The organism is Streptomyces sp. NPDC051105 (genome assembly GCF_040682795.1).
Lineage (GTDB): Bacteria > Actinomycetota > Actinomycetes > Streptomycetales > Streptomycetaceae > Streptomyces.
In genome coordinates, this window is sequence record NZ_JBFBBR010000003.1 from 39,542 (window position 1) to 60,217 (window position 20,676).

Genomic DNA, 20,676 nt, shown 5'->3' on the forward strand with positions numbered 1-20,676 from the left:
ATACAGCCCCGCGCCCCTGAGGGGCGCGGGGAACTGCGCGACCGGCCACGGCCTGCCCGGCGCCCGGATGACTACTGGAAGCCGTCCGCCGGGTCCAGCGGGTCGTCCGTGATGCCTCCCGTAGGGGTCTGGCTCGGCGTCTGCGACGGGGTCTGGGACGGCGTCGCGGACTTCGTCGGGGTCTGGCTCGGCGTCTGCGACGGAGTCTGGGACGGCGTCGCGGACTTCGTCGGGGTCTCGCTCGGCGTCTCGGACGGTGTCTCGGACGGCGTCGCGGACTTCGTCGGGGTCTCCGTGGGCTGGACGGCCGCGCCCAGGTCGGTGTTCAGGTCGAACTTCTGCTTCTTCGTGACCCCGAAGGTGTAAGCCGCCCAGATCTGCGCCGGGTAACCGCCACCGTTGATGCGGCCGGTGCCGGGGATGAGGCCCGTGGCGCCCGTCAGCGAGACCTGGTTGTGGCTCTTGTAATCCTCGCCGAACAGTCCGACCGAGGTCACCAGGTCAGGCGTGAAGCCCGTGAACCAGGCCGACTTGTTGTTGTCGGACGTACCCGTCTTGCCGGCCACCTGCTGGCCCTTGCGCAGCGGGTTCTGGGCCACGGAGACCTTCGCCGTACCGTCGTCGACCACGCCGGTCAGGACCGAGGTCACCTGGTCGGCCGCGCTGCGGCTGATCACCTGCTCGCCGATCGGGTCCGGCGGCTCGACCTTGCGGCCGGTCTTCTCCGCCGACGCGAGGATGCTCGGGGTGACCTTCTCGCCGTGGTTGTCGAGGGTGGCGTACACCCCGGCCATCTCCAGCGGGCTCGCGCCCATGCTGCCCAGGGTCTGCGCGGGCACCGCCGGCAGGTTCGTGGTGTCCAGGCCGAGGTCGTCGGCGACCTTCATCACGTTCTTCATGCCGACGTCCACACCCATCTGCGCGAACACCGAGTTGACGGACTTGTTCATCGCCGTCTGCACGGTGATGTCGCCGTAGTCGGCGTCGTCCTCGTTCGGCGGCGAGAAGGCGATGTCGCTGCCCTTGACCGCGCGACCGCTGGTGCCGTCGTAGATCGTGTTGGCGTTGATCTCCTTGCCGTCCTGCGTCTTGGCGTTCTGGTCCAGCGCGGCGGCGAGGATGATCGGCTTGAAGGTGGACGCCGGCTGGTAGTCGGCGCGGGTGGCGTTGTCGGTGTAGTGCTTGTAATAGTCCACGCCGCCGTAGAGGGCGAGGATCTTGCCGGTCTTGGGGTCGACGGAGACGGCGCCGGCCTGGACGTTCTTGTCGACCTTGCGCTTCTTGCCGTCGAGCTTGCTGGTGAGCTGGCCCTTGACGGCCGCCTCCAGCTTCTTCTGCTTCTTCGGGTCGATGTTGAGGGTGATCGTCCAGCCCTGGTCCACGACCTGGGCCTCCGCCTCGGAGCGTGTGAGGCCCTGGGTCTTCATCAGCTGGTTCTCCAGCTGGGTGTTGGCCAGTTCGACGAGGTAGCCCTTCTGGCCCTCCAGACCGGAGGCGGCCTTCGGCGCCTTGGGGACGGGGAACTTCAGGGTGTCGCGCTTGGACTTGTCCAGCCAGCCCTGGCCGACCATGTTGTCCAGGACGTAGTTCCAGCGCTGCTTCACCAGCTTCTTGCCGATGGGGCCCGCCACCGCCCAGTCGTACTGGCTGGGCGCCTGGAGCAGCGCGGCCAGATAGGCGCCCTGCTGGACCGAGAGCTTCTCCGCGTCGACGCGGTAGTAGGCCTGGGCGGCGGCCTGGATGCCGTAGGCGCCGCGGCCGTAGTAGCTGGTGTTGATGTAGCCCGCGAGGATGTCGTCCTTCGACGTCTCGCGGTCCACCTTCAGCGAGATGACCAGTTCCTTCAGCTTGCGCGAGACGGTCTGGTTCTGGTCGAGGTAGTAGTTCTTGACGTACTGCTGGGTGATGGTCGACCCGCCCTGGGTGCCGCGGCCCCGCGCCGTGTTGTAGAGGCCGCGGGCCATGCCCTTGAGGTCGATGCCGTTGTCCGTGTAGAAGGTCTTGTTCTCCGCCGCGACGAAGGTGTGCTGGACCTCCTTCGGGACCTTGGAGAGGTCCACGATCTCGCGGTTGACGGTGCCCTTGCGGGCCAGGACCGAGCCGTCGCTGTACTTGTAGACGTTGCTCTGCGTCTGGGCGAGCGCGTTGCCCTCGGGCACGCTCACCATCATGTACAGCGCGATGAAGGCGCCGATGCCCAGCAGACACACGGTGAAGAAGGCGCCGAGCATCTTCTTCCAGGTGAACAGCCTACGTATCCGGCCCTTGGCGGCCTTGCCGTTCTTGGCCGGCTTCCCCTTGCCGGCGGCGGCCTTGCGGCGCTCCGCGCGGGTGCCGCCCTCGGCCGGCGGTGGCTGGACCGCCGTCGCGGTGCCGCCCGGGGGCTCGGGTGTCTCGTGCGCGGTCTGCGGAGACGAGCGGGGCCTGGGCGCGGCGCGGCGGCCGCCGCGCTGTCGCGCTTTTCTCTCTTCCGCTCGTCCCATGAGTCCGTCCGCTCCGCTTCGTCTCGGCTGTCACACGTGTGTACGGGCGTCACACAAGTACGTGGCTCAGGTCAGCTCAGAAAGCTAACACCGCTCTCTATGACAAAGAGCAGACGATCCACCCCATACGGACGTGACAATCAGCACGCCGCCCAACGGAACCGACGAGCGGGGAGGACAGAGGGTTGCCTCCGCGCGATAAAGTGTTATCACTTAGTTAGAAGTAAGATAGCTCGCAGTCGGTCAATCAAGGGGGACCCATGTCCGTCAGGGTGGAGGCGGCCGGAGTGCGGGTCGTGGAGTCGCGGTTCACGCATCTCGCGTACGCTCCCGAGATCGCCTCGGCGATGCTCCAGCGGCAGCAGGCCGGTGCGGTGGTGGCCGCGCGACGGCAGATCGTCGACGGGGCGGTGGGCATGGTGGAGGCGGCGCTCGCGCGGATCGCCGAGCAGGGCATCGTGGATCTGGACGAGGAGCGCAAGGCGGCGATGGTGTCCAACCTGATGGTGGTGCTGTGCGGGGACCGGGCGCCGCAACCGGTGCTCAACACCGGGACGCTGTACCAGTGACGGACTCGCCCGACGAGACGCCACGGCGCCGGCCGCAGCAGCGCAAGCAGGTGCTGCTGCGGCTGGACCCGTCCGTGTACGAGGCGCTGGCGCGCTGGGCCGGGGATGAGTTGCGGTCGGCCAACGCGCAGATCGAGTTCCTGCTGCGGCGCGCCCTCGCGGAAGCCGGCCGGCTCCCCGGCGAGACGGGCCCCCTCCCCCGCCGCGGCCGCCCCCCTGGGGGCCCCGCCCCCAGACCCCCATCGACCTGAACGGCCTCGCCCTCGACCGCTGGACGGGCCGGCCGTTGGAGGGACGGACGGACTCGCACCTTCAGACCGGGAAGAACGAGGGCCACCCGGACCGACCTCGACCACAGGCCCGGCAGGCAGGGGGCGCAACCTCACGGGCTCCCCGGCCACAGGCTCAGCAGACAGAAGACACAGCCCCTCAGGCTCCCCTGCCGGGCCCCGGCAGGCAGAAGACACAGCCCCTCAGCCTCCCCGGCCGCGGCCCCGGCAGGCAGAAGACACGGCCCCTCAGGCTCCTCAGCCCAGGCCCGGCAGGCCCCGCAGGCAGAAGGAACAGCCCCTCCGGCTCCCCGGCCGGGTTCATGCCAGCGCCGCCCTGAAGCCCTGCCGCCAGGACGGGTACCGCAGTTCCCAGCCCAGCTCCCGCTTGGCCTTGGCGTTGGAGAAGCCGCGGCCCTCGGTCATGATCACCACCGCCTGTTCGCCGGCCAGTAGCCGAGCCAGCCAGACCGGCACCCGCAGCGGCCGCCTGGCCCCGGCGCACTCGGCGAGGTAAGGCAGCCACTCGGCGGCCGGCGCCGGTTCGTCGTCGACGATGTTGAACACGCCCCGCGCCTTCTGCTCGACCGCCAGCACGGTGGCGCTCGCCGCGTCGTCGAGGTGGATCCAGCTGCTGTGCCCTTCGGCACGGCCGACCAGGGGGTACTGGCGCTTGCGGACCAGGGTCACCTGGTCGTCGATGGCTCCGGGGCCGTAGAAGGCGCCGTACCGCAGGGCCGCGCCACCCGCGTCGAGGACCGCTTCCTCCAGGTGGTGCAGGGCCAGCATCCCCTGGTGCGCGGGCGTCCCGGCCATCAGGTCCAGCGGGTCCTCCTCCGTCTTCACCCAGCCGCCCTCACGGATGCCGTTCCAGCTGGCGTGGCTCTGCGCGACGACATGGGGGACGCCGACCGCCTCGGCGGCGGCCAGCAGATGGTCCGTGCCCTCGGTGCGCAGCCGGTTGGTGAGGGCGAACCAGCGGTCCGGATGCCTGATGTCGGGCTTGCCCGCGTGCGCAGGGGAGATCGCCGTCAGCTGGTGCACGATCACCTCCGGGCGGGCCTGGGCCACCGCCGCCCCGACCGACAGCGCGTCGAGGGCGTCCATCACCACGCCCTCGGCCCCCAGCCGCTTCAGCAGATCCAGCCGGGCCGCGCTGGTGGTCGTCGCCGTCACCCGATGCCCCCGCGCCACCAGTTGCGGCACCAGCCGCCGTCCCAGAACACCGCTGCCACCCGCCACGAAGACCCGCATGGCCATCACCTTCCTGATACGAGGAACAGACTCCCGGAGCGGAGACGAGACAGGCCCGCGCGCTGTGACATCGCGCTGTCGCACAACCGTGACAAACGGCTCCCACGTGCGCGTTCGCACATCCCGCCATGATCTACACACCGTGCGTATACATGCGGCGTATACACCGTGTGTAGAGTGCTGCCATGTCCATCGGTCACACCCTCCTGGGACTCCTGGAGTCCGGCCCGCGCCACGGCTACGACCTGAAGCGGGCCTTCGACGAGAAGTTCGGTCACGACCGGCCGCTGCACTACGGCCAGGTCTACTCGACGATGTCCCGCCTGCTGAAGAACGGGCTCGTGGAAGTCGACGGCATCGAGGCCGGCGGCGGCCCCGAGCGCAAGCGCTACGCCATCACCGACGCCGGCGTCACCGACGTCGAGAAGTGGCTGGCGACTCCGGAGAAGCCGGAGGAGTACCTCCAGTCGACCCTGTACACCAAGGTCGTGCTCGCCCTGCTGACGCACCGCGACGCCGGCGACGTCCTCGACAGCCAGCGCTCCGAGCATCTGCGCACCATGCGCATCCTCACCGACCGCAAGCGCCAGGGCGATCTCGCGGACCAGCTCGTCTGCGACCACGCCCTGTTCCACCTGGAGGCGGATCTGCGGTGGCTGGAACTGACCGCCGCCCGCCTCGACAAGCTCCGCTCGGAGGTGACCAAGTGACCGCTCCCGCTGGTTCGCTGCTCGCGGCCGAGGGGCTGCGCAAGGCCTACGGCCCCACGCTCGCGCTCGACGGCGCCGGGTTCTCGATACATCCGGGCGAGGTCGTCGCCGTGATGGGACCGTCCGGTTCCGGCAAGTCGACCCTGCTGCACTGTCTCGCCGGGATCGTGCCGCCCGACTCGGGCTCGATCGTCTACGCCGACCGCGAGATGGCCACCATGAGCGACACCGAGCGCAGCGCCCTGCGCCGCAGCGAGTTCGGTTTCGTCTTCCAGTTCGGCCAGCTGGTGCCGGAGCTGACCTGTGTGGAGAACGTCGCGCTGCCGCTGCGGCTGAACGGCACCTCCCGCAAGGAGGCCGAGAAGGCCGCGCTGGGCTGGATGGAGAAGCTGGAGGTCGACGACCTGAGCCGCAAGCGGCCCGGTGAGGTCTCCGGCGGCCAGGGACAGCGGGTCGCGGTGGCGAGGGCGCTGGTGACCACCCCCCGGGTGCTGTTCGCGGACGAGCCGACCGGAGCGCTGGACTCCCTCAACGGCGAGCGTGTGATGGAGCTGCTGACGGACGCGGCCCGCTCCACCAACGCGGCCGTCGTGCTCGTCACGCACGAGGCCCGGGTGGCCGCCTACTCGGACCGCGAGATCGTCGTACGCGACGGCAAGTCCCGGGACATGGAGCGGGTGGTATGAACGTCAGGCAGTGGTTCAGGGATCTGGCCATGGGGGTCCGGTTCGCCTTCGGGGGCGGACGCGAGGGCTGGTTCCGGGCCACGCTGACGGCCGTCGGCGTGGGCCTGGGGGTGGCGCTGCTGCTGCTCACCACGGCTCTCCCGAACGCGCTGGCCGTACGCCACCAGCGCGATGTGGCGCGGGCGGACTACACGTACGTGTTCGGCCACCCCATGAAGGCCAGCGAGAAGACGTTCGTCATCGCGGACATCGACACCCCCTACCGCGGCGACGACATCCGCGGCCGGATGATCCAGCGGGAGGGCGCGAAGGCGCCGGTGCCGCCGGGGCTCACCAAGTACCCGGCGCCCGGTGAGATGGCCGTCTCGCCCGCGCTGAAGCGGCTGCTGGACTCCCCCGACGGAGCGCTGCTGCGCACCCGGTTGCCGTACCGGATCACCGCCACCATCGCGGAGAGCGGACTGACCGGCTCGCAGGAACTCGCCTACTACGCGGGCTCCGCCGACCTCGCGGCCCGCATCGACCCGCCGAACGTGGCCCGGATCGACCACTTCGGCACCCCCAGGTCGCCGGACGCGGAGTCCGACCCGGTCCTCACCCTGCTGGTCCTCGTGGTGTTCGTGGTGCTGCTGATGCCGGTCGCCGTGTTCGTCGCGGCCGCCGTCCGCTTCGGCGGCGAGCGCCGCGACCGGCGGCTGGCCGCGCTGCGGCTGGTCGGCTCCGACGGCCGGATGGTACGGCGGATCGCGGCCGGCGAGGCGATGGCGGGCGCGCTGCTCGGCCTGGTCTTCGGCGTCGGCTTCTTCCTGGTCGGCCGCCAGTTGGCGGGCACCGCCGAGGTGTTCGGCATCAGTGTGTTCCCGAGCTATCTGAACCCCTCCCCCGCGCTGGCCGCGCTGGTGGCGGTCGCCGTCCCGGCGGCGGCCGTGCTGGTGACGCTGTTCGCGCTGCGCGGGGTGGTCATCGAGCCGCTCGGCGTCGTGCGGACGGCGAAGCCCAAGCGGCGCCGGCTGTGGTGGCGGCTGCTGCTCCCGGTGGCCGGTCTGGCGGCGCTCTACCCGATGGTCGGGCAGGGCCGCGGGGGCGGCGACTTCAACCAGTACCTGGTCACCGGCGGCGTCCTGCTCCTGCTGGTCGGCGTCACGGCGCTGCTGCCGTGGGTCGTGGAGACGGTCGTCGGCCGCCTCGGCCGGGGCGCGGTGGCCTGGCAACTGGCCGTTCGAAGGCTGCAGTTGAGCAGCGGTTCAGCGGCCCGCATGGTCAACGGCATCGCGGTGGCGGTGGCCGGCGCGATCGCGCTCCAGATGGTCTTCGCCGGTGTCCAGGCGGACTACACCAAGCGGACCACCAACGACCTCAACCGCGCGCAGATGTCGGTCCAGATACCGGACGGCGTCCCGGTGCCCAAGGTCGAGCGGGCCCTGACCGGCACCAAGGGTGTGCTGAAGGTGGTCGCGATCGCCAACGACCAGGTCGGCGACCTCAAGAAGGACCCGAGCCGGACCGCCGAGGTGAGCGTGGGAAGTTGCGCCTCGCTGCGCGAGGTCGCGACCCTGCCGTCCTGCCACGACGGCGACACCTTCGTGGTGAAGGGCTCGGACAGCGATTCCGAGACCACGAAGCTGCTGACGACCGTGACGAAGCACGACCGGACGCTCTACCTCAACCCCACCTACACCGGCGACGACCAGGGCTCCACGAGCCGCTGGACGGTACCGGCGGGGCTGAAGCAGGCGACGACCCGCGAGGACCCCACCGGCTACAAGCGCGGCGGCTTCCTGCTCACCCCGGGCGCCCTGCCGGCCGGCGCCAGTACGTCGGTGCAGGGCGTGGTCTATCTGTCCGTCGACTCCGCGGTGCGCGACGCCAACGAGTACGTGGTCAACACGGCGGTCCGGATCGACCCGCTGATGCACGCGGAGACGCTGACCTCGGTCGAGCGGGACGGCCAGTTCGGCTCCATCCGCACCGGGTTGTTCGTCGGCGCCGCCGCGGTACTGGCGCTGATCGGCGCGAGCCTGCTGGTCAGCCAGCTGGAGCAGCTGCGCGAGCGCAAGAAGCTGCTGTCGGCACTGGTCGCCTTCGGCACCCGGCGGCGCACCCTGAGCATGTCGGTACTGTGGCAGACGGCGATCCCGGTCGGGCTCGGCCTGCTGCTGGCCGGCGTGGTGGGGCTGACGCTGGGCACGGTGCTGCTGAAGATGGTCGGCTCCACGGTGCGGGTCGACTGGCCGGGCGTGCTGGCGATGACCGGCTTCGGCGCGGCCGTCGTGCTGACCGTGACGCTGCTGAGCCTGCCGCCGCTGCTGCGCCTGATGCGCCCGGACGGGCTGCGCACGGAGTAGGGGGCTACGAGTCGGCGCCGAGCACCCGGACGGGCAGCGGCCGCAGCGCCTCGCGCAACGCGGCCGCCAGCTCCCGGTACTCGGCGCCGCGCGCTGCCCCGGCACGCATCGCCAGGGCGATCCGGCGGCTCGGGGCGGGCTCGGCGAAGGAGCCGGTGAGGAGCCGGTCGCTGCGGCTGGTCTCGACCCTGACGGCGGTGTGCGGCAGCAGGGTGCAGCCGAGCCCGCCGGCCACCAGCTGGACGAGGGTGGCCAGGCCGGCGGCCGTGGTGGTCACCGGCGCGCCCGACCGTCGCCCGCCACCGCCCTCGACCGACGGGCTTCGCCCCGCCCCCTTGATTCCTCGGCCCGCCTCCCGGCAGATGTCCAGGGCCTGGTCGCGCAGACAGTGCCCCTCGTCAAGGAGCAGCAGAGTCAGCTCCTTGAGCGACTCGCGCGCAATACCGGACCGGCCGCCCAGCGGATGGCCGAGCGGGGTGACGAGCACGAAGTCCTCGTCGTACAGCGGCAGTTCGACGACACCGGGGATGCCCAGGGGGACCGCGAGGAGCAGCAGGTCGAGGCGGCCGGCGGTCAGTCCGTCCAGCAGGCTGGCGGTCTGCTCCTCGTGGACCTGGAGGTCGAGGTCCGGGTAGCGGTCGTGGACCAGCCGCAGCACGGTGGGCAGCAGATACGGCGCGACGGTCGGGATGACGCCGAGCCGCAGCGCGCCGGTGAACGGCGCCCGCACCGCCTCGGCCTCCGCGAGCAGCGACCGCATCTCCTCCAGTACGGCCTGGGCGCGTACCGCCAGCCGCTCGCCGGCCGGCGAGAGCAGCACCTTGCGGGTGGTGCGCTCCAGGAGCGTGACGCCGAGCGTCTCCTCCAGGGCCGAGACGGCTCCGGACAGCGCGGGCTGGCTCATGCCTATCGCGGCGGCCGCGTCCCGGAAGTGGAGGTGCTCGGCGACGGCGGCGAAGGCGCGCAGCTGGGCGAGGCTGGGTTGTCGGCGCTTGCTTCCCACGCCGACACCGTTCCCCATGGGGTTACCCACAGCCACTGATAGCCACCTCCGATCAACCCGCCCGATTGTAGCTATTTCAGGAATCAATGCACCTTGTGCCACGATCGGCGGCGTCCAACCCATCGGAGGCGACCCCGCGATCCGGGGTCCTTCCGCGATGCAAGGAGAGCGTGTGCTCACTGTCGGTGACAAGTTCCCCGAGTTCGAACTGACCGCCTGCGTCTCGCTGGAGAAGGGCAAGGAGTTCGAGACGATCACTCACAAGACCTACCAGGGTTGGAAGGTGGTCTTCGCGTGGCCCAAGGACTTCACCTTCGTGTGCCCGACCGAGATCGCCGCGTTCGGCAAGCTGAACGAGGAGTTCGCCGACCGTGACGCGCAGGTCCTCGGCTTCTCCGGTGACTCCGAGTTCGTCCACCACGCCTGGCGCAAGGACCACGACGACCTGCGCGAGCTGCCGTTCCCGATGATGGCCGACTCGAAGCACGAGCTGATGCGCGACCTGGGCATCGAGGGCGAGGACGGCTTCGCCAAGCGCGCGGTCTTCATCGTCGACCAGAACAACGAGATCCAGTTCTCCATGGTGACCGCGGGCTCGGTGGGCCGTAACCCCAAGGAGGTCCTGCGGGTCCTCGACGCGCTCCAGACGGACGAGCTGTGCCCGTGCAACTGGAGCAAGGGCGACGAGACGCTGGACCCGGTCGCGCTGCTGGCCGGTGAGTGAGATGTCGCTCGACGCCCTCAAGTCCGCGGTCCCGGACTACGCCAAGGACCTGAAGCTCAACCTGGGTTCGGTCATCGGCAACTCCGAGCTGCCGGCCCAGCGGCTGTGGGGCACGGTCCTGGCGACCGCCATCGCCTCCCGCTCCCCGATCGTGCTGCGCGAGCTGGCGCCCGAGGCGAAGGCGAACCTGTCGCCGGAGGCGTACCGGGCCGCCAAGTCCGCGGCCGCGGTGATGGCGATGAACAACGTCTTCTACCGCACCCGCCACCTGCTCTCCGACCACGAGTACGGCACCCTGCGCGCGGGTCTGCGGATGAACGTCATCGGTAACCCCGGTGTCGACAAGGTCGACTTCGAGCTGTGGTCGTTCGCGGTGTCCGCGATCAACGGCTGCGGGATGTGCCTGGACTCGCACGAGCAGGTGCTGCGCAAGGCCGGCGTCGACCGTGAGGTGATCCAGGAGGCGTTCAAGATCGCCTCCGTGGTCCAGGCGGTGGGCGTGACGCTGGACGCGGAGGCCGTGCTTACCGAGTTCGAGTAGGCGCCGTCGGCCCGTGGACCCCGCTCACCTCTCAGTGGGCGGGGTCTTCCGCGTTCCCGGATCCCGCTTCGGCGGGGACGACCTCGTCCTCGATCGCCTCGGGTGCCGGTTCGGGCGGCTCTTGGTTCTCGTACCGCTCGTTCGAGTACTGGTGCAGATAGCTGACCACCGTGTTCGTCACCGCCACCAGCGGTACGGCCACCACCGCGCCGCCGATGCCCGCGACCAGGCCGCCGGCCGCGACCGTGAGGACCACCGCGAGCGGGTGGACGCGGACCGCGCGGCCGAGGATGAACGGCTGCAGGATGTGGCCCTCGATCTGCTGGACGGCCAGGACGACGACCAGGGTCATGACCGCGGCGAAGACGCCCTGGGTGACGAGCGCGACCACCACCGCCAGGGCACCCGAGGCGACCGCCCCGACCAGTGGGATGAAGGAGAACAGGAAGATGAAGACGGCGAGCGGGACGGCCATGGGGACGTCCAGGAAGTAGATGCCCAGGCCGATGAATATGGCGTCGATGAGGGCGACCAGAACCGTGCCGCGGACGTAGGCGGTGAGCGTGCGCCAGGCGCGCGGGCCGGCGCCGGCCACGCCCTCGCGGGCCGCGCCGGGCACCAGCTTGAGGAACCACTGCCAGATGCGCGCACCGTCGTAGAGCAGGAAGAGCGTGGAGAAGAAGACCAGCAGGATGCCGGTCAGGGCCTCCACGACGACCTGGACGCCCTCCAGCCCGAACGAGGTGATCTGGTCGGTGTTGGCGCCGATCGCCTCGCGGAGGTTCTTGGCGATCTGGTTGATCTGCTTGTCGGTGACGTGGAAGGGGCTCTTCAGCAGCCAGTTGCGCAGGTCGTCGATGCCGTTCTGGACCTGGTCGGAGAGCGTGTCGATGTTCTCCATGACCTGCCAGGTCACGAACCAGCCCATCAGGCCGATCACCACGAAGCCGGAGATGGCGGTGAGCGCGGTGGCCGGGCCGCGGGGCATGCCGCGGCGGCACAGCCAGGCGACCGCGGGCTGGAGAAGGGCGGTGATGAGCAGCGCGATGACGAAGGCGAACACCACGAGTTGTACGGCGCTGATGACCCGCATCAGGATCCAGACGGTGCCGGCCAGCACCAGCAGCCGCCAGCCGGCTTCGGCGGCGACCCGTACGCCCCAGGGGATGGCCGTCACGGGGTCGGGACGCTGTGCCGGCTTCCGAACGGGCCTGGGGGCGGCGGGGGCCGCCGGCGCCGGCTCGGGAGCGGGGGCCTGTGCGGGCCGTGCGGGCGGCTCCGGTTCGGTGTGCTCGCGCTCCACCTCGGCGCGGCGCTCGTCCAACCGCTCGCTCATCTCGCTCAGTCCGGCGCCGAGCCTGCCGAGCCACTCCGGCACTCGCGACATGATCCGCTCTCTTCCCCCGCGTCTCCGGGTGCTCCTCACCACTCCCCCCGGGAGTCGTTCGGTTTGACCGTACAGGGCGACAGCCCCTCCCCCTAGGACGGGGAGGGGCTGTCGAAGGTTGAGAGAAGCCGAGCGGCCTCTAGTACCAGCTGTTCGCCTGCCAGAACGACCAGGCCTCGCAGGGGCTGCCGTACCGGGAGTTCATGTAGTTGAGGCCCCACTTGATCTGGGTGGCCGGGTTGGTCTGCCAGTCGGCGCCCACGGAGGACATCTTGGAGCCGGGCAGGGCCTGGAAGAGACCGTAGGCACCGGAGGAGGCGTTGACCGCCTGGTAGTTCCAGCCGGACTCGTGGCTCACGATGTTGCTGAAGCACTGGTACTGGCCGCTGGCCACCATCTGCTGCGCCATCGCCTGGATCTGCGCCACGGTGTAGGAGCTCCGGACCGGGAAGCTGGCGGTGGAGCGGCTGGCCGCTTCCTTCGCCTCGGCGCGCTCCTTGGCCTCCTTCGCCGCCTGTTCGGCCTCGGCCTTCTTGGCGGTCGCGGTCTTGGCGGCCGCCACCCGGGCCGCCTGCTCGGCGTCCTTCTTGGCGGTCGCGTCGGCCTGGATGGCCACGGCGTCGGCCTGCTGCGTCAGGGACGCGGTCTGCACCGTCGCCTGCTGACCCGCGGGGATGTCCGCGAGCAGCGTGGTGTCGGCTGCCGTCGCCTCAGCGTCGTTCGGCTGTGCGACGCTGCCCGAGGCAACACCGACAACGCTTCCGACGGCGGTGACCGCGGTGGCCGAGGCCACTGCGAATCCCCGGACCGAAATCCGGCTCACACGGTTTCCTTCCAGCATCGCCCGCTTCGGTGACCCTGGCGGACGCAATCGTTCCCCTGACGCTGGCCTCCCAACTGCGGGGTCACGGGAGGCGCGGGCCCGATGGGCGCCTCCCCGGTGGGGAGTGCCGTGTGGTGCTCGGGCGGCATACGACGTCACTGTGGAATTAGCTGTGATGCTTCTGTGTTGCCGTACCGCTGGGGGTACAGGTGTGTCGTATGCGGGGCCTGACAGGAGTGAGACTCTGCCGTAACCCGACGCCGGGTGGCAATTCCGAGTTGCGTGTGAAAGCTCACATCCCGTTTCCCCCAGGGGATTTCAGGAAAGCCGCACACACGAAGGCGCCGCCCGGCTAGGCTCAACGGCTTTGCCGGACGGCGCCAACGGATGGGTAATCAACCCAAGTTGGACACAGGGATCAGATGGATCAGATGTGCCCGTCCTCCAGCATTTCGGTCACAAGCGCGGCAATCTGGGACCTCTCGGACCGGTTGAGGGTGACATGCGCGAAGAGCGGGTGACCCTTGAGCTTCTCCACCACGGCGACCACACCGTCGTACCGGCCGACCCGGAGGTTGTCCCGCTGAGCCACGTCGTGGGTCAGCACCACCCGTGAATTCGCGCCGATCCGGGACAGAACGGTCAACAGGACGTTCCGTTCCAGTGACTGGGCCTCGTCGACGATCACGAACGCGTCGTGCAGGGAGCGGCCGCGGATGTGGGTGAGCGGCAGCACCTCCAGCATCCCGCGCGCGGTGACCTCCTCGATGACCTCGCGGCTGGTGACCGCCGAGAGGGTGTCGAAGACCGCCTGCGCCCAGGGGCTCATCTTCTCCGACTCGGAGCCGGGCAGATAGCCCAGCTCCTGCCCGCCGACCGCGTAGAGCGGACGGAAGACCATCACCTTCTTGTGCTGGCGGCGCTCCAGGACCGCCTCCAGACCCGCGCACAGCGCCAGCGCCGACTTGCCGGTGCCGGCCCGGCCGCCCATCGACACGATCCCGACGTCCGGGTCGAGCAGCAGATCGAGCGCGATGCGCTGTTCGGCGCTGCGGCCCTTGATGCCGAACGCCTCCCGATCGCCGCGTACCACACGGACGTTGCCCTCGGCCGTCACCCGTCCGAGTGCCTTGCCGCGCTCGGACTGGATGGTCAGGCCAGTGTGCACGGGGAGGTCGGAGGCCTCCGGGACGTACACGTGCCCTTCCTCGAAGAGGAGGTCCACCTGTTCGCCGGAGAGCGTCAGTTCCGACATTCCGGTCCAGCCGGAGGCTCCCGTGATGGCGAGTTCGGCGCGGTACTCCTCGGCGAGGAGGCCGACCGAGGACGCCTTGATCCTGAGCGGGAGGTCCTTCGAGACGACGGTGACGTCGTACCCCTCGGCCTGCAGGTTGCGGGCGACCGCGAGGATGCGGGAGTCGTTGTCCCCCAGGCGGTAGCCGCTGGGCAGGACGCTGGGGTCCGAGTGATTGAGCTCGACACGGATCGTGCCGCCGAGGTCCCCGATCGGGATGGGGGCGTCCAGACGGCCGTGCCGGACCCGGTAGTCGTCGAGCAGGCGCAGGGCCTGCCGGGCGAAGTAGCCGAGTTCGGGATGGTGCCGTTTGGCCTCCAGTTCCGTGACCACGACGATCGGGAGCACGACCTCGTGCTCGTCGAAGCGGGCCATGGCGTTCGGGTCGGCCAGCAGGACGCTGGTGTCGAGAACATAGGTGCGCCGGTCGGACTTGCGGCGCGTTGTGCTGGTCACCACGGAAGGACGTACCCCCTCGGATGAGGTCGGGGAGCGACGAAGAGGAGCTGGACCGGTTGACGGCCGCCCTGCACGGGCCGAAAACCGGCCCCCCGCTGCTTCTTCCGTGCCGTGACCGCACGGTCGGGCTGGTGCAAAGGGCCTCCCGGGCGGACGACCCCGAGTCGCCCGCTGAGATCCGATGCCCGTGGTTCGGGCATCGACCTGCTTGCCTTATGCCCTCGAACATGCGCCGCCATGCCACGGTCTGCAACGACGCGCAGGTGAACTCCGTGTTACTGGCGCCCCGGAATGGGTGATTTACGCCTCATGGGTGCGGTGGGGTCATCGGCCGTAGCGAGGGGGTTATCCAGCGTGGCGACGGTGACAGGGGCCGTATGCCGTGTCGACGTCCACCGTCACGATCACGTCACCCGCCGTAGCGGCGGTGGCGGGCCGCGTAGTCACGCAGGGCGCGCAGGAAGTCGACCTTGCGGAACGCGGGCCAGAAGACCTCGCAGAAGTAGTACTCGGAGTGCGCGGTCTGCCAGAGCATGAATCCGGACAGCCGCTGCTCCCCGCTGGTGCGGATCACCAGGTCCGGGTCGGGCTGGGCGCCGGTATAGAGGTGACGGCCGATCATGTCGACGGTGACGGAGTCGGCGAGGTCCTCCATCGCGACGCCCTTGTCGTTGGCGTCCAGGATCATCGAGCGGACGGCGTCGGCGATCTCCTGGCGGCCGCCGTAGCCGATGGCGACGTTCACCAGTATTCCCTCGACGTGCGCGGTGGCCTCCTCGGCCTCCTTGAGCGCGGTCTGCATCGGGGACGGCAGGAGGTCGGGGGTGCCGACGTGGTGGACCCGCCAGCGGCCGTCGGCGGCGAGGGTGCGGACCACGTCCTCGATGATGCCGAGAAGGGGGACCAACTCCTCCTTGGCGCGGTCGAAGTTGTCCGTGGACAGCAGCCAGAGGGTGACGACCTCGACATCGGTCTCGGAGCACCAGCCGAGGAACTCCTCGATCTTCTCGGCGCCGGCCCGGTGGCCGTGCACGGTGCTGGATCCGGCGGCCTTCGCCCAGCGGCGGTTGCCGTCCATGATGACGCCGATGTGCTTGGGCACCTGAGCGTGGTCCAGGTGACCCTCCACCCGGCGTGCGTAGAGCCTGACGAGCAGGCCGCGCAGCTTGTCGCGCAGGTTCACTTGAGTCCACCCCTCGTGTCTCGCTGCGGGGTTCCGCGGGCCGAAGCCTACCCCTCCGGGAGGCGAGGGGGGCGCGGTGGGGAGGGCACCCAAAGGGGGTGGGGGGCCTGTGCGGTCCGGTGCGTGCGGGTGCGTCGGGGCTGGTCGCGCGGTCCCCTGCGCCCCTCGGGACGCCAGGGCCGAGGGCGCTTGGAAGGGGGTGAAAAACGGGGCGGCCGTGCGTGGACGAACGGGGCGGCCGTGCGTGGAAGAACGGGGCGGCCGTGCGTGGAAGAACGGGCCGGGCCTTGGACAGAAAAAGGGCCGGGCCGTGGGCAGAAAAACGGGCCGGTCCGTGGGGGGGAGACGGACCGGCCCGAGGGGGGGTTTCCACCATAACCCTTTGTAAGTGATGCTGCGTGCATCGGCGTGCCACAACTACTCTCCGGAGTCGCCCGACGACGCCCCGAGGGGCTTGGAACGCTGGATTCAAGGGCCTCACATGGCCGATTCGCGGCGGAATCCCAGGAAAACTGGTCGCATTCGGGGAGATCAAGAGGGTTTGGGCCGTCTTGGTGACGCCTCGGCGGGTTGTTCAGCCCGTCCCTCTGATGGGCTACCCCGGCCGCGAACGGCGGCTTGACGGGAGCCAGTGGGGCATTACGGCACCGCACAGCCCCCTCCACTGCACGGTGCCGCCCGCGCAGCTTTGCTCACGCGAATTACCTTGGTCTGAACTTACGTCAGCCAACGGGTGGATACAGGGCGCTGGAGGTAACGATGTGAAAACTCTATGGAAATGAGAGATGAACAGAGAGGCCGAATGTTCACTAATGCGTAGATCCGCGACCTAGAGAATGTCTTGACCTTATTGAGCCGGAAGTGTCACGACATGCCCCGTGGTGATCGTCGGGGTGTGCCCGCGACCTGGTCCGCGTCCGGGGACCCGAACGGCAGTTCTTGGCCATTCTTCGGCACCTGGCATTCCAAGGGCGGTGGATCGCGGGCGGCGCGCCGGCTTGCGGGCGGGCCGGCTTGCGGGCGGGCCGGCTTGCGGGCGGGCCGGCTTGCGGGCGTCGATGAGGTGCCGGCCACCTCTGCGACGAGGTCCTCGAAGGTCTCGAACGTCTCGCCGGTCTCGCAGGTGTGGTGCGTGCGCTCTGCCATGACCCGCACGCTCCCCACGGATGTCAGTGCCCGCTGCTAATTTCGCCCACCATGAAGACCGATGACACGTACACGGCTGCCGAGAAGGACATCCTGCACGCGAGCCTGAACCGGCACCGGGACGCGGTGCTGTGGAAGCTGGAGGGCCTCGACGACGAACAGCTGCGCCGCCCGATGACCCCGTCCGGGACGAACCTGCTCGGGCTGGTGAAGCACCTGGCGTCCGTGGAGTACGGCTGGTTCGTGTCGAGCTTCGGCGGTGAGATCGAGCCCCTGTGGTTCGACCCGTACACGGACGAGGACCTGTCGGTCGGCCCCGGCGAGACGACCCAGCAGATCATCGACTTCTACGGCCGTGCGCGCGCCGCGTCCGACGCGATGATCACCGTACGGCCCCTGGACACGCTGGGGCGGCCGGACTGGTGGGACCAAACGGTCTCCCTGCGCTGGGTGCTGGTCCACATGATCGAGGAGACCGCCCGGCACGCCGGGCACATCGACATCATGCGGGAGCTGGTCGACGGGACGACGGGCGACCACCGCCGGACCACGCCCCCGGATACCGACTGACCGGCGGTCCGGCGGTCGGGCGGTCCGGCGGTCCGGCGAACGGGACCGCCCGACCGCTCACGGCACGAGCGGCCGGACCTCCTCCGCGGTGAACCGTACGAAGCCCTCGGGGTCGGGTTCGTCCCCCGTCGGCTGCAGGATGACGGTGTCGGCGCCGGCCTCCGTGAGCCGCCGCACCGCTTCGGCGACGGCGCCCGCGTCTCCGGCGACGCCTAGCTCGGGGACCGAGTCCAGGCCCTCGGCGGCGAGTTCGGCCCGGAGCCGGGCGGCCGCGTCGGCCCCGGTGGCAGTGAGGAGATAGACGACGACCTGGTGCGGCTCGTCCGCGCCCCGCCCGGCGGCCGCCCGCCCCTCCTCGATGAGCCGCCGGGCCCGGCGGACGCCGTCGGGCGGGGTGGCGGCGGTGAGGATCGTCCCGTCGGCGGCCTCGCCGGTGAGGCGGAGGGTGCGGGGGCCTCCGGCTCCGGCGAGGATCTGGACGGGCCCGGCGGGTGGCCAGTCGAGCGCGACGTCGTCGAGCCGGACGTACCGCCCGTCGACGGAGAGCCGCTCCCCGCGCAACAGCGCGCGCAGGGCGCCGAGATGCTCGCGCAGCAGGGTCAGCGGGGACTCGGCGCGGGCGCCGACCTGGCCCATCCAGTCCTGCACGCCGTGGCCGACGCCGAGGATCGCGCGCCCCGGGAACATCCGGTGCAGCGCGGCGGCCTCCATCGCGGTGATGGCGACGTTCCGCAACGGCACGGGCAACAACCCGACACCGATCCGCACCCGCTCCGACCAGGCGAGAGCAGCGGCGGCGGTGGAGATCCCACCCTCCCGGAAACAGTCCTCCCAGAGCCACAGCTCCTCCAGCCCAACCTCCTCCGCGAGCCGAACCACGGCACGGAGTCGCTCAGGGGGCAACTGGGGACGGAATACGGCGCCGAGTGCGGTCATGGGACTTTCCTAACCGGAGAGCCGGGGTAGCCACAACTGCATTGACCGAAGACATCCCTCACTACGTCACCGACTGCGTGTCCGGCAGACGTACTCCGGCGCGGCGGGCGCGGTCGAGGGCAGCGGGGCTGGCCCCCGTGGGATCGGCGAAGCCACGCTTGTCCGTCGGGCGCTGGTGGACCACGTGCAGGCGACGGGGTCCGGGAACCGCGATGACGGCGGCGAAACGGGGGTCACCCGCGAACCACACCTCCCTGGCCTGCGCGGTCTTCTCGGTGTTGTAGCCACGCCCGAGACGCCGTCTCCACCATAGGGACCGAATGTGCACCTTCAGAATCAGCGCCAGCATTTCGCCGGGGCGGTCGGGATTGGGAAAGCTCAGCCAGACATCGCCGGCGGTAGCTCCGGGAATCTTTCCGATGCCGCTCTCCGGTTCCTCGAACACCTGCCAGGGGTAGGCACGCAGCAGCCGCCGTGTGTGGAAAGCCCATGAGATATATGCCGGTTGGAGGAATGCGCGGTAGAACGAGTAGAGCAGAGGGACGAAGAATAGCCACAACGTCCAAGTGATCGACATGATCACATACCAGGCCAGCAAGCCCAGCCAAGCGGCCGGCCACAGGCCCCCAGGACCGTCGCTGGCCTGTCGATCTTCTCGACAATCGGGGCCAGCCGTCCGCCAAACACTCTCGGATGAGACAGGACGTTCACGGCGCCCTCGGCCGCAGCGGCCTCTGTTTTGATCGAAACGCCCACCGTCTTGATTGAAGTGCCGACCCTGACACCAGCCCTGGCGAGCTTCTGTCCAAGGGTCAACACCTCGTCTGCCTCGCCGACTGCCGTAGTGGTCGCCGACAACAGCTCGGGGGCCTTCATGGCTCCCTTGGCCACCGCCCCCAAACCCGGCAACATCCCCAGGAAGTCGCCCGCCACCCCCAGCAGATTGCCCCAGAAGTCGATATCCAGCTCGCCCTTCGTGAGGCCGTCCTGCAAGGACGTCAGGACCTCCGGGTCGCTGACGCGCAGGCTGAAGGCCATTCCGCTGAGGAGTCCGGCCGCCAGGAACAGCATCCACGGGGCGATGGCCGTGAGGCCCAGCAGTGCGATCACGCCCAGCACAGCAGCACACGCGCTGAGAATGTCCGGGAGGTTGTCGCCCAGCCAGTCCGTGAACCTGTCCCAGGCGTTCGGCTCGTGCGGTGCCAGCTTGTGCGTGGCGTCCCCGATGTGCCGGGCCCTCCTGCGGGCGGTCTCCTCGTGTTCGGCCGCGAGGGAACGGGCCCGCTTCAGTACGTCGTCCAGGTCGTCCTGCGCCGCCGTGACCCCGCTGTTCGAGCCGGCCTCCCCCTGAGCCTTGCCCGTGCCCGAAGTCTCCGAGGTCTTCTGCGCCTCGTCCGCATGCCCCTGAGCACGCCGCAGCGCCTCGCGGGCGTCCTTGGCCTCACCGTCGAGTTTCTTCGCGCGCCGCTGGAACTCCTCGAGCTCCCCGGCCCACAGGTCCAGCTGCTTCGCGGCCTTGTCGACGGAGTGGGCGCCGTTCTTCAGGTTGAGCGGCAGCGGGCCGCCCTCCAGCTGCTCGCGGAACGCGACGGCCGCGTCGCCCTCCCAGTAGCTGCCGTTCATCAGCTTGGTGACCTTGGAGTGCGCCTTCTCCATCTCCTTCGCGCAGGCGGACAGCCTGCGGTGGATGTCGTGCACCAGATCCGTGCTGCCGGGAGCGGGGTTGAAGCCGAGATGCGGGTAGGGATTCGTGACCGTCACTTGTTCCCGCTCTTCCGCCTCGCCTTTTCCAACGCCTTCTCCAAGGCCACGTCCACCTCGTGAAAGTCGTCCTTGGCCTTCTTCGTGATGTCCGTGAGTTCCCCGATCTGCTCGGCGATCTCCTTGGCCCCGTAGTGCCAGTCCTCCTGGAACCGGTCACAGGCCTTGTCCAGATCGTCGGTGCCCAGGCCGTTGACGCCCGGGGTGCGCAATACCTTCTGCAGGGCGGTGAACGACTCCTGTGCTCTCTTCAAGTCCCTGAAGAACGTGTTGAGTTCCGTACCGTCGATCTTCAGCCGCTCGGCCATGCGGATGCCTCGTTACGGTGAAGGAACCGGACAGGGCGACGCACTTGCGGACTCCAGAGGGCCAGAGGTCTCTTGATCCTCACGACGATATCCACGGGATGTGGGCGCCGCTGGGTGCGGACCCGGCGGGCTGGGGACGACTGAGTGAGCCGGTATACCTGTTCTGAGGCGAAATTCCAGGCCATGTTGCGCACTTGAGCACTGCCGCAAGCATCACTCGTCCGT

General features: G+C 69.6%; 19 protein-coding genes and 1 pseudogene. 8 read left to right on the forward strand and 12 right to left on the reverse strand.

Annotated features, from left to right (window positions below; genetic code table 11):
- Positions 1–71: 71 nt before the first annotated feature.
- Positions 72–2,483, reverse strand: coding sequence for a transglycosylase domain-containing protein (locus AB0N16_RS07620; RefSeq protein ID WP_365794143.1), 2,412 nt, complete (start codon positions 2,481–2,483; stop codon positions 72–74).
- 269 nt (positions 2,484–2,752) lie between these two features.
- Between AB0N16_RS07620 and AB0N16_RS07625 the strand changes: the two are divergent.
- Together AB0N16_RS07625 and AB0N16_RS07630 are read left to right on the forward strand one after the other, a co-directional pair.
- Positions 2,753–3,052: pseudogene (locus tag AB0N16_RS07625) on the forward strand (SPFH domain-containing protein); the annotation flags it as partial.
- Positions 3,049–3,303, forward strand: a complete 255-nt coding sequence (locus AB0N16_RS07630; protein ID WP_365794145.1) for a hypothetical protein — start codon at positions 3,049–3,051, stop codon at positions 3,301–3,303. The pseudogene AB0N16_RS07625 and the gene AB0N16_RS07630, both read left to right, overlap by 4 nt.
- 339 nt (positions 3,304–3,642) lie before the next feature.
- Here the strand turns inward: AB0N16_RS07630 and AB0N16_RS07635 are convergent, their stop codons facing one another.
- On the reverse strand, positions 3,643–4,575 hold the full coding sequence (locus AB0N16_RS07635) for an NAD(P)-dependent oxidoreductase (RefSeq protein WP_365794147.1): 933 nt from the start codon (positions 4,573–4,575) through the stop codon (positions 3,643–3,645).
- Between the two features lie 185 nt (positions 4,576–4,760).
- Here AB0N16_RS07635 and AB0N16_RS07640 point away from each other — a divergent pair, with 185 nt between their 5' ends.
- The 3 genes from AB0N16_RS07640 to AB0N16_RS07650 are packed head-to-tail and all read left to right on the forward strand — an operon-like array spanning position 4,761 to position 8,316.
- Complete coding sequence (locus tag AB0N16_RS07640) at positions 4,761–5,285, forward strand: PadR family transcriptional regulator (RefSeq protein ID WP_365794149.1); 525 nt, start codon at positions 4,761–4,763, stop codon at positions 5,283–5,285.
- A complete protein-coding gene (locus AB0N16_RS07645) occupies positions 5,282–5,971 on the forward strand; it encodes an ABC transporter ATP-binding protein (protein ID WP_365794151.1) in 690 nt (229 codons plus the stop codon). The genes AB0N16_RS07640 and AB0N16_RS07645 overlap by 4 nt, the downstream gene beginning before the upstream one ends.
- Positions 5,968–8,316 (forward strand): FtsX-like permease family protein, encoded by a 2,349-nt coding sequence (locus AB0N16_RS07650; protein ID WP_365794153.1) that lies wholly within the window; start codon positions 5,968–5,970, stop codon positions 8,314–8,316. The genes AB0N16_RS07645 and AB0N16_RS07650 overlap by 4 nt, the downstream gene beginning before the upstream one ends.
- Before the next feature lie 4 nt (positions 8,317–8,320).
- Here the strand turns inward: AB0N16_RS07650 and AB0N16_RS07655 are convergent, their stop codons facing one another.
- Positions 8,321–9,337: a LysR substrate-binding domain-containing protein gene (locus AB0N16_RS07655; protein WP_365795189.1), complete on the reverse strand. Its 1,017-nt coding sequence runs from the start codon at positions 9,335–9,337 to the stop codon at positions 8,321–8,323.
- Positions 9,338–9,491: 154 nt separating this feature from the next.
- On the opposite strand from AB0N16_RS07655, the gene AB0N16_RS07660 reads away from it, so the two are divergent.
- Positions 9,492–10,043 (forward strand): peroxiredoxin, encoded by a 552-nt coding sequence (locus AB0N16_RS07660; protein WP_365794155.1) that lies wholly within the window; start codon positions 9,492–9,494, stop codon positions 10,041–10,043.
- 1 nt (position 10,044) lies between these two features.
- Positions 10,045–10,584 (forward strand): alkyl hydroperoxide reductase, encoded by a 540-nt coding sequence (locus AB0N16_RS07665; RefSeq protein WP_365794157.1) that lies wholly within the window; start codon positions 10,045–10,047, stop codon positions 10,582–10,584.
- 31 nt (positions 10,585–10,615) lie between these two features.
- On the opposite strand, the gene AB0N16_RS07670 is transcribed toward AB0N16_RS07665, so the two are convergent.
- From AB0N16_RS07670 to AB0N16_RS07690, 5 genes are all read right to left on the reverse strand, one after another.
- Complete coding sequence (locus tag AB0N16_RS07670; RefSeq protein ID WP_365794159.1) at positions 10,616–11,971, reverse strand: AI-2E family transporter; 1,356 nt, start codon at positions 11,969–11,971, stop codon at positions 10,616–10,618.
- Positions 11,972–12,110: 139 nt separating this feature from the next.
- Complete coding sequence (locus AB0N16_RS07675; protein WP_365794161.1) at positions 12,111–12,794, reverse strand: transglycosylase SLT domain-containing protein; 684 nt, start codon at positions 12,792–12,794, stop codon at positions 12,111–12,113.
- 427 nt (positions 12,795–13,221) lie between these two features.
- The gene (locus AB0N16_RS07680; protein WP_362563484.1) at positions 13,222–14,547 is read right to left on the reverse strand and encodes a PhoH family protein; all 1,326 of its coding nucleotides are present in this window, start codon (positions 14,545–14,547) and stop codon (positions 13,222–13,224) included.
- A 409-nt stretch (positions 14,548–14,956) separates the two neighbouring features.
- Positions 14,957–15,730 (reverse strand): isoprenyl transferase, encoded by a 774-nt coding sequence (locus tag AB0N16_RS07685; protein WP_365794163.1) that lies wholly within the window; start codon positions 15,728–15,730, stop codon positions 14,957–14,959.
- 864 nt (positions 15,731–16,594) lie between these two features.
- On the reverse strand, positions 16,595–16,876 hold the full coding sequence (locus tag AB0N16_RS07690) for a hypothetical protein (RefSeq protein ID WP_365794165.1): 282 nt from the start codon (positions 16,874–16,876) through the stop codon (positions 16,595–16,597).
- Between the two features lie 51 nt (positions 16,877–16,927).
- On the opposite strand from AB0N16_RS07690, the gene AB0N16_RS07695 reads away from it, so the two are divergent.
- On the forward strand, positions 16,928–17,446 hold the full coding sequence (locus AB0N16_RS07695; RefSeq protein WP_365794167.1) for a DinB family protein: 519 nt from the start codon (positions 16,928–16,930) through the stop codon (positions 17,444–17,446).
- A 57-nt stretch (positions 17,447–17,503) separates the two neighbouring features.
- On the opposite strand, the gene AB0N16_RS07700 is transcribed toward AB0N16_RS07695, so the two are convergent.
- The 4 genes from AB0N16_RS07700 to AB0N16_RS07715 all read right to left on the reverse strand — a co-directional run bounded on the left by AB0N16_RS07700 (position 17,504) and on the right by AB0N16_RS07715 (position 20,451).
- Positions 17,504–18,382: an LLM class flavin-dependent oxidoreductase gene (locus AB0N16_RS07700; protein WP_365794169.1), complete on the reverse strand. Its 879-nt coding sequence runs from the start codon at positions 18,380–18,382 to the stop codon at positions 17,504–17,506.
- Between the two features lie 61 nt (positions 18,383–18,443).
- Positions 18,444–18,959, reverse strand: coding sequence for a hypothetical protein (locus tag AB0N16_RS07705; RefSeq protein WP_365794171.1), 516 nt, complete (start codon positions 18,957–18,959; stop codon positions 18,444–18,446).
- Between the two features lie 2 nt (positions 18,960–18,961).
- Positions 18,962–20,143, reverse strand: coding sequence for a hypothetical protein (locus AB0N16_RS07710; RefSeq protein ID WP_365794173.1), 1,182 nt, complete (start codon positions 20,141–20,143; stop codon positions 18,962–18,964).
- Positions 20,140–20,451 (reverse strand): hypothetical protein, encoded by a 312-nt coding sequence (locus tag AB0N16_RS07715; protein ID WP_365794175.1) that lies wholly within the window; start codon positions 20,449–20,451, stop codon positions 20,140–20,142. Before AB0N16_RS07715 ends, AB0N16_RS07710 begins: the two co-directional genes overlap by 4 nt.
- Between the last annotated feature and the right edge of the window lie 225 nt (positions 20,452–20,676).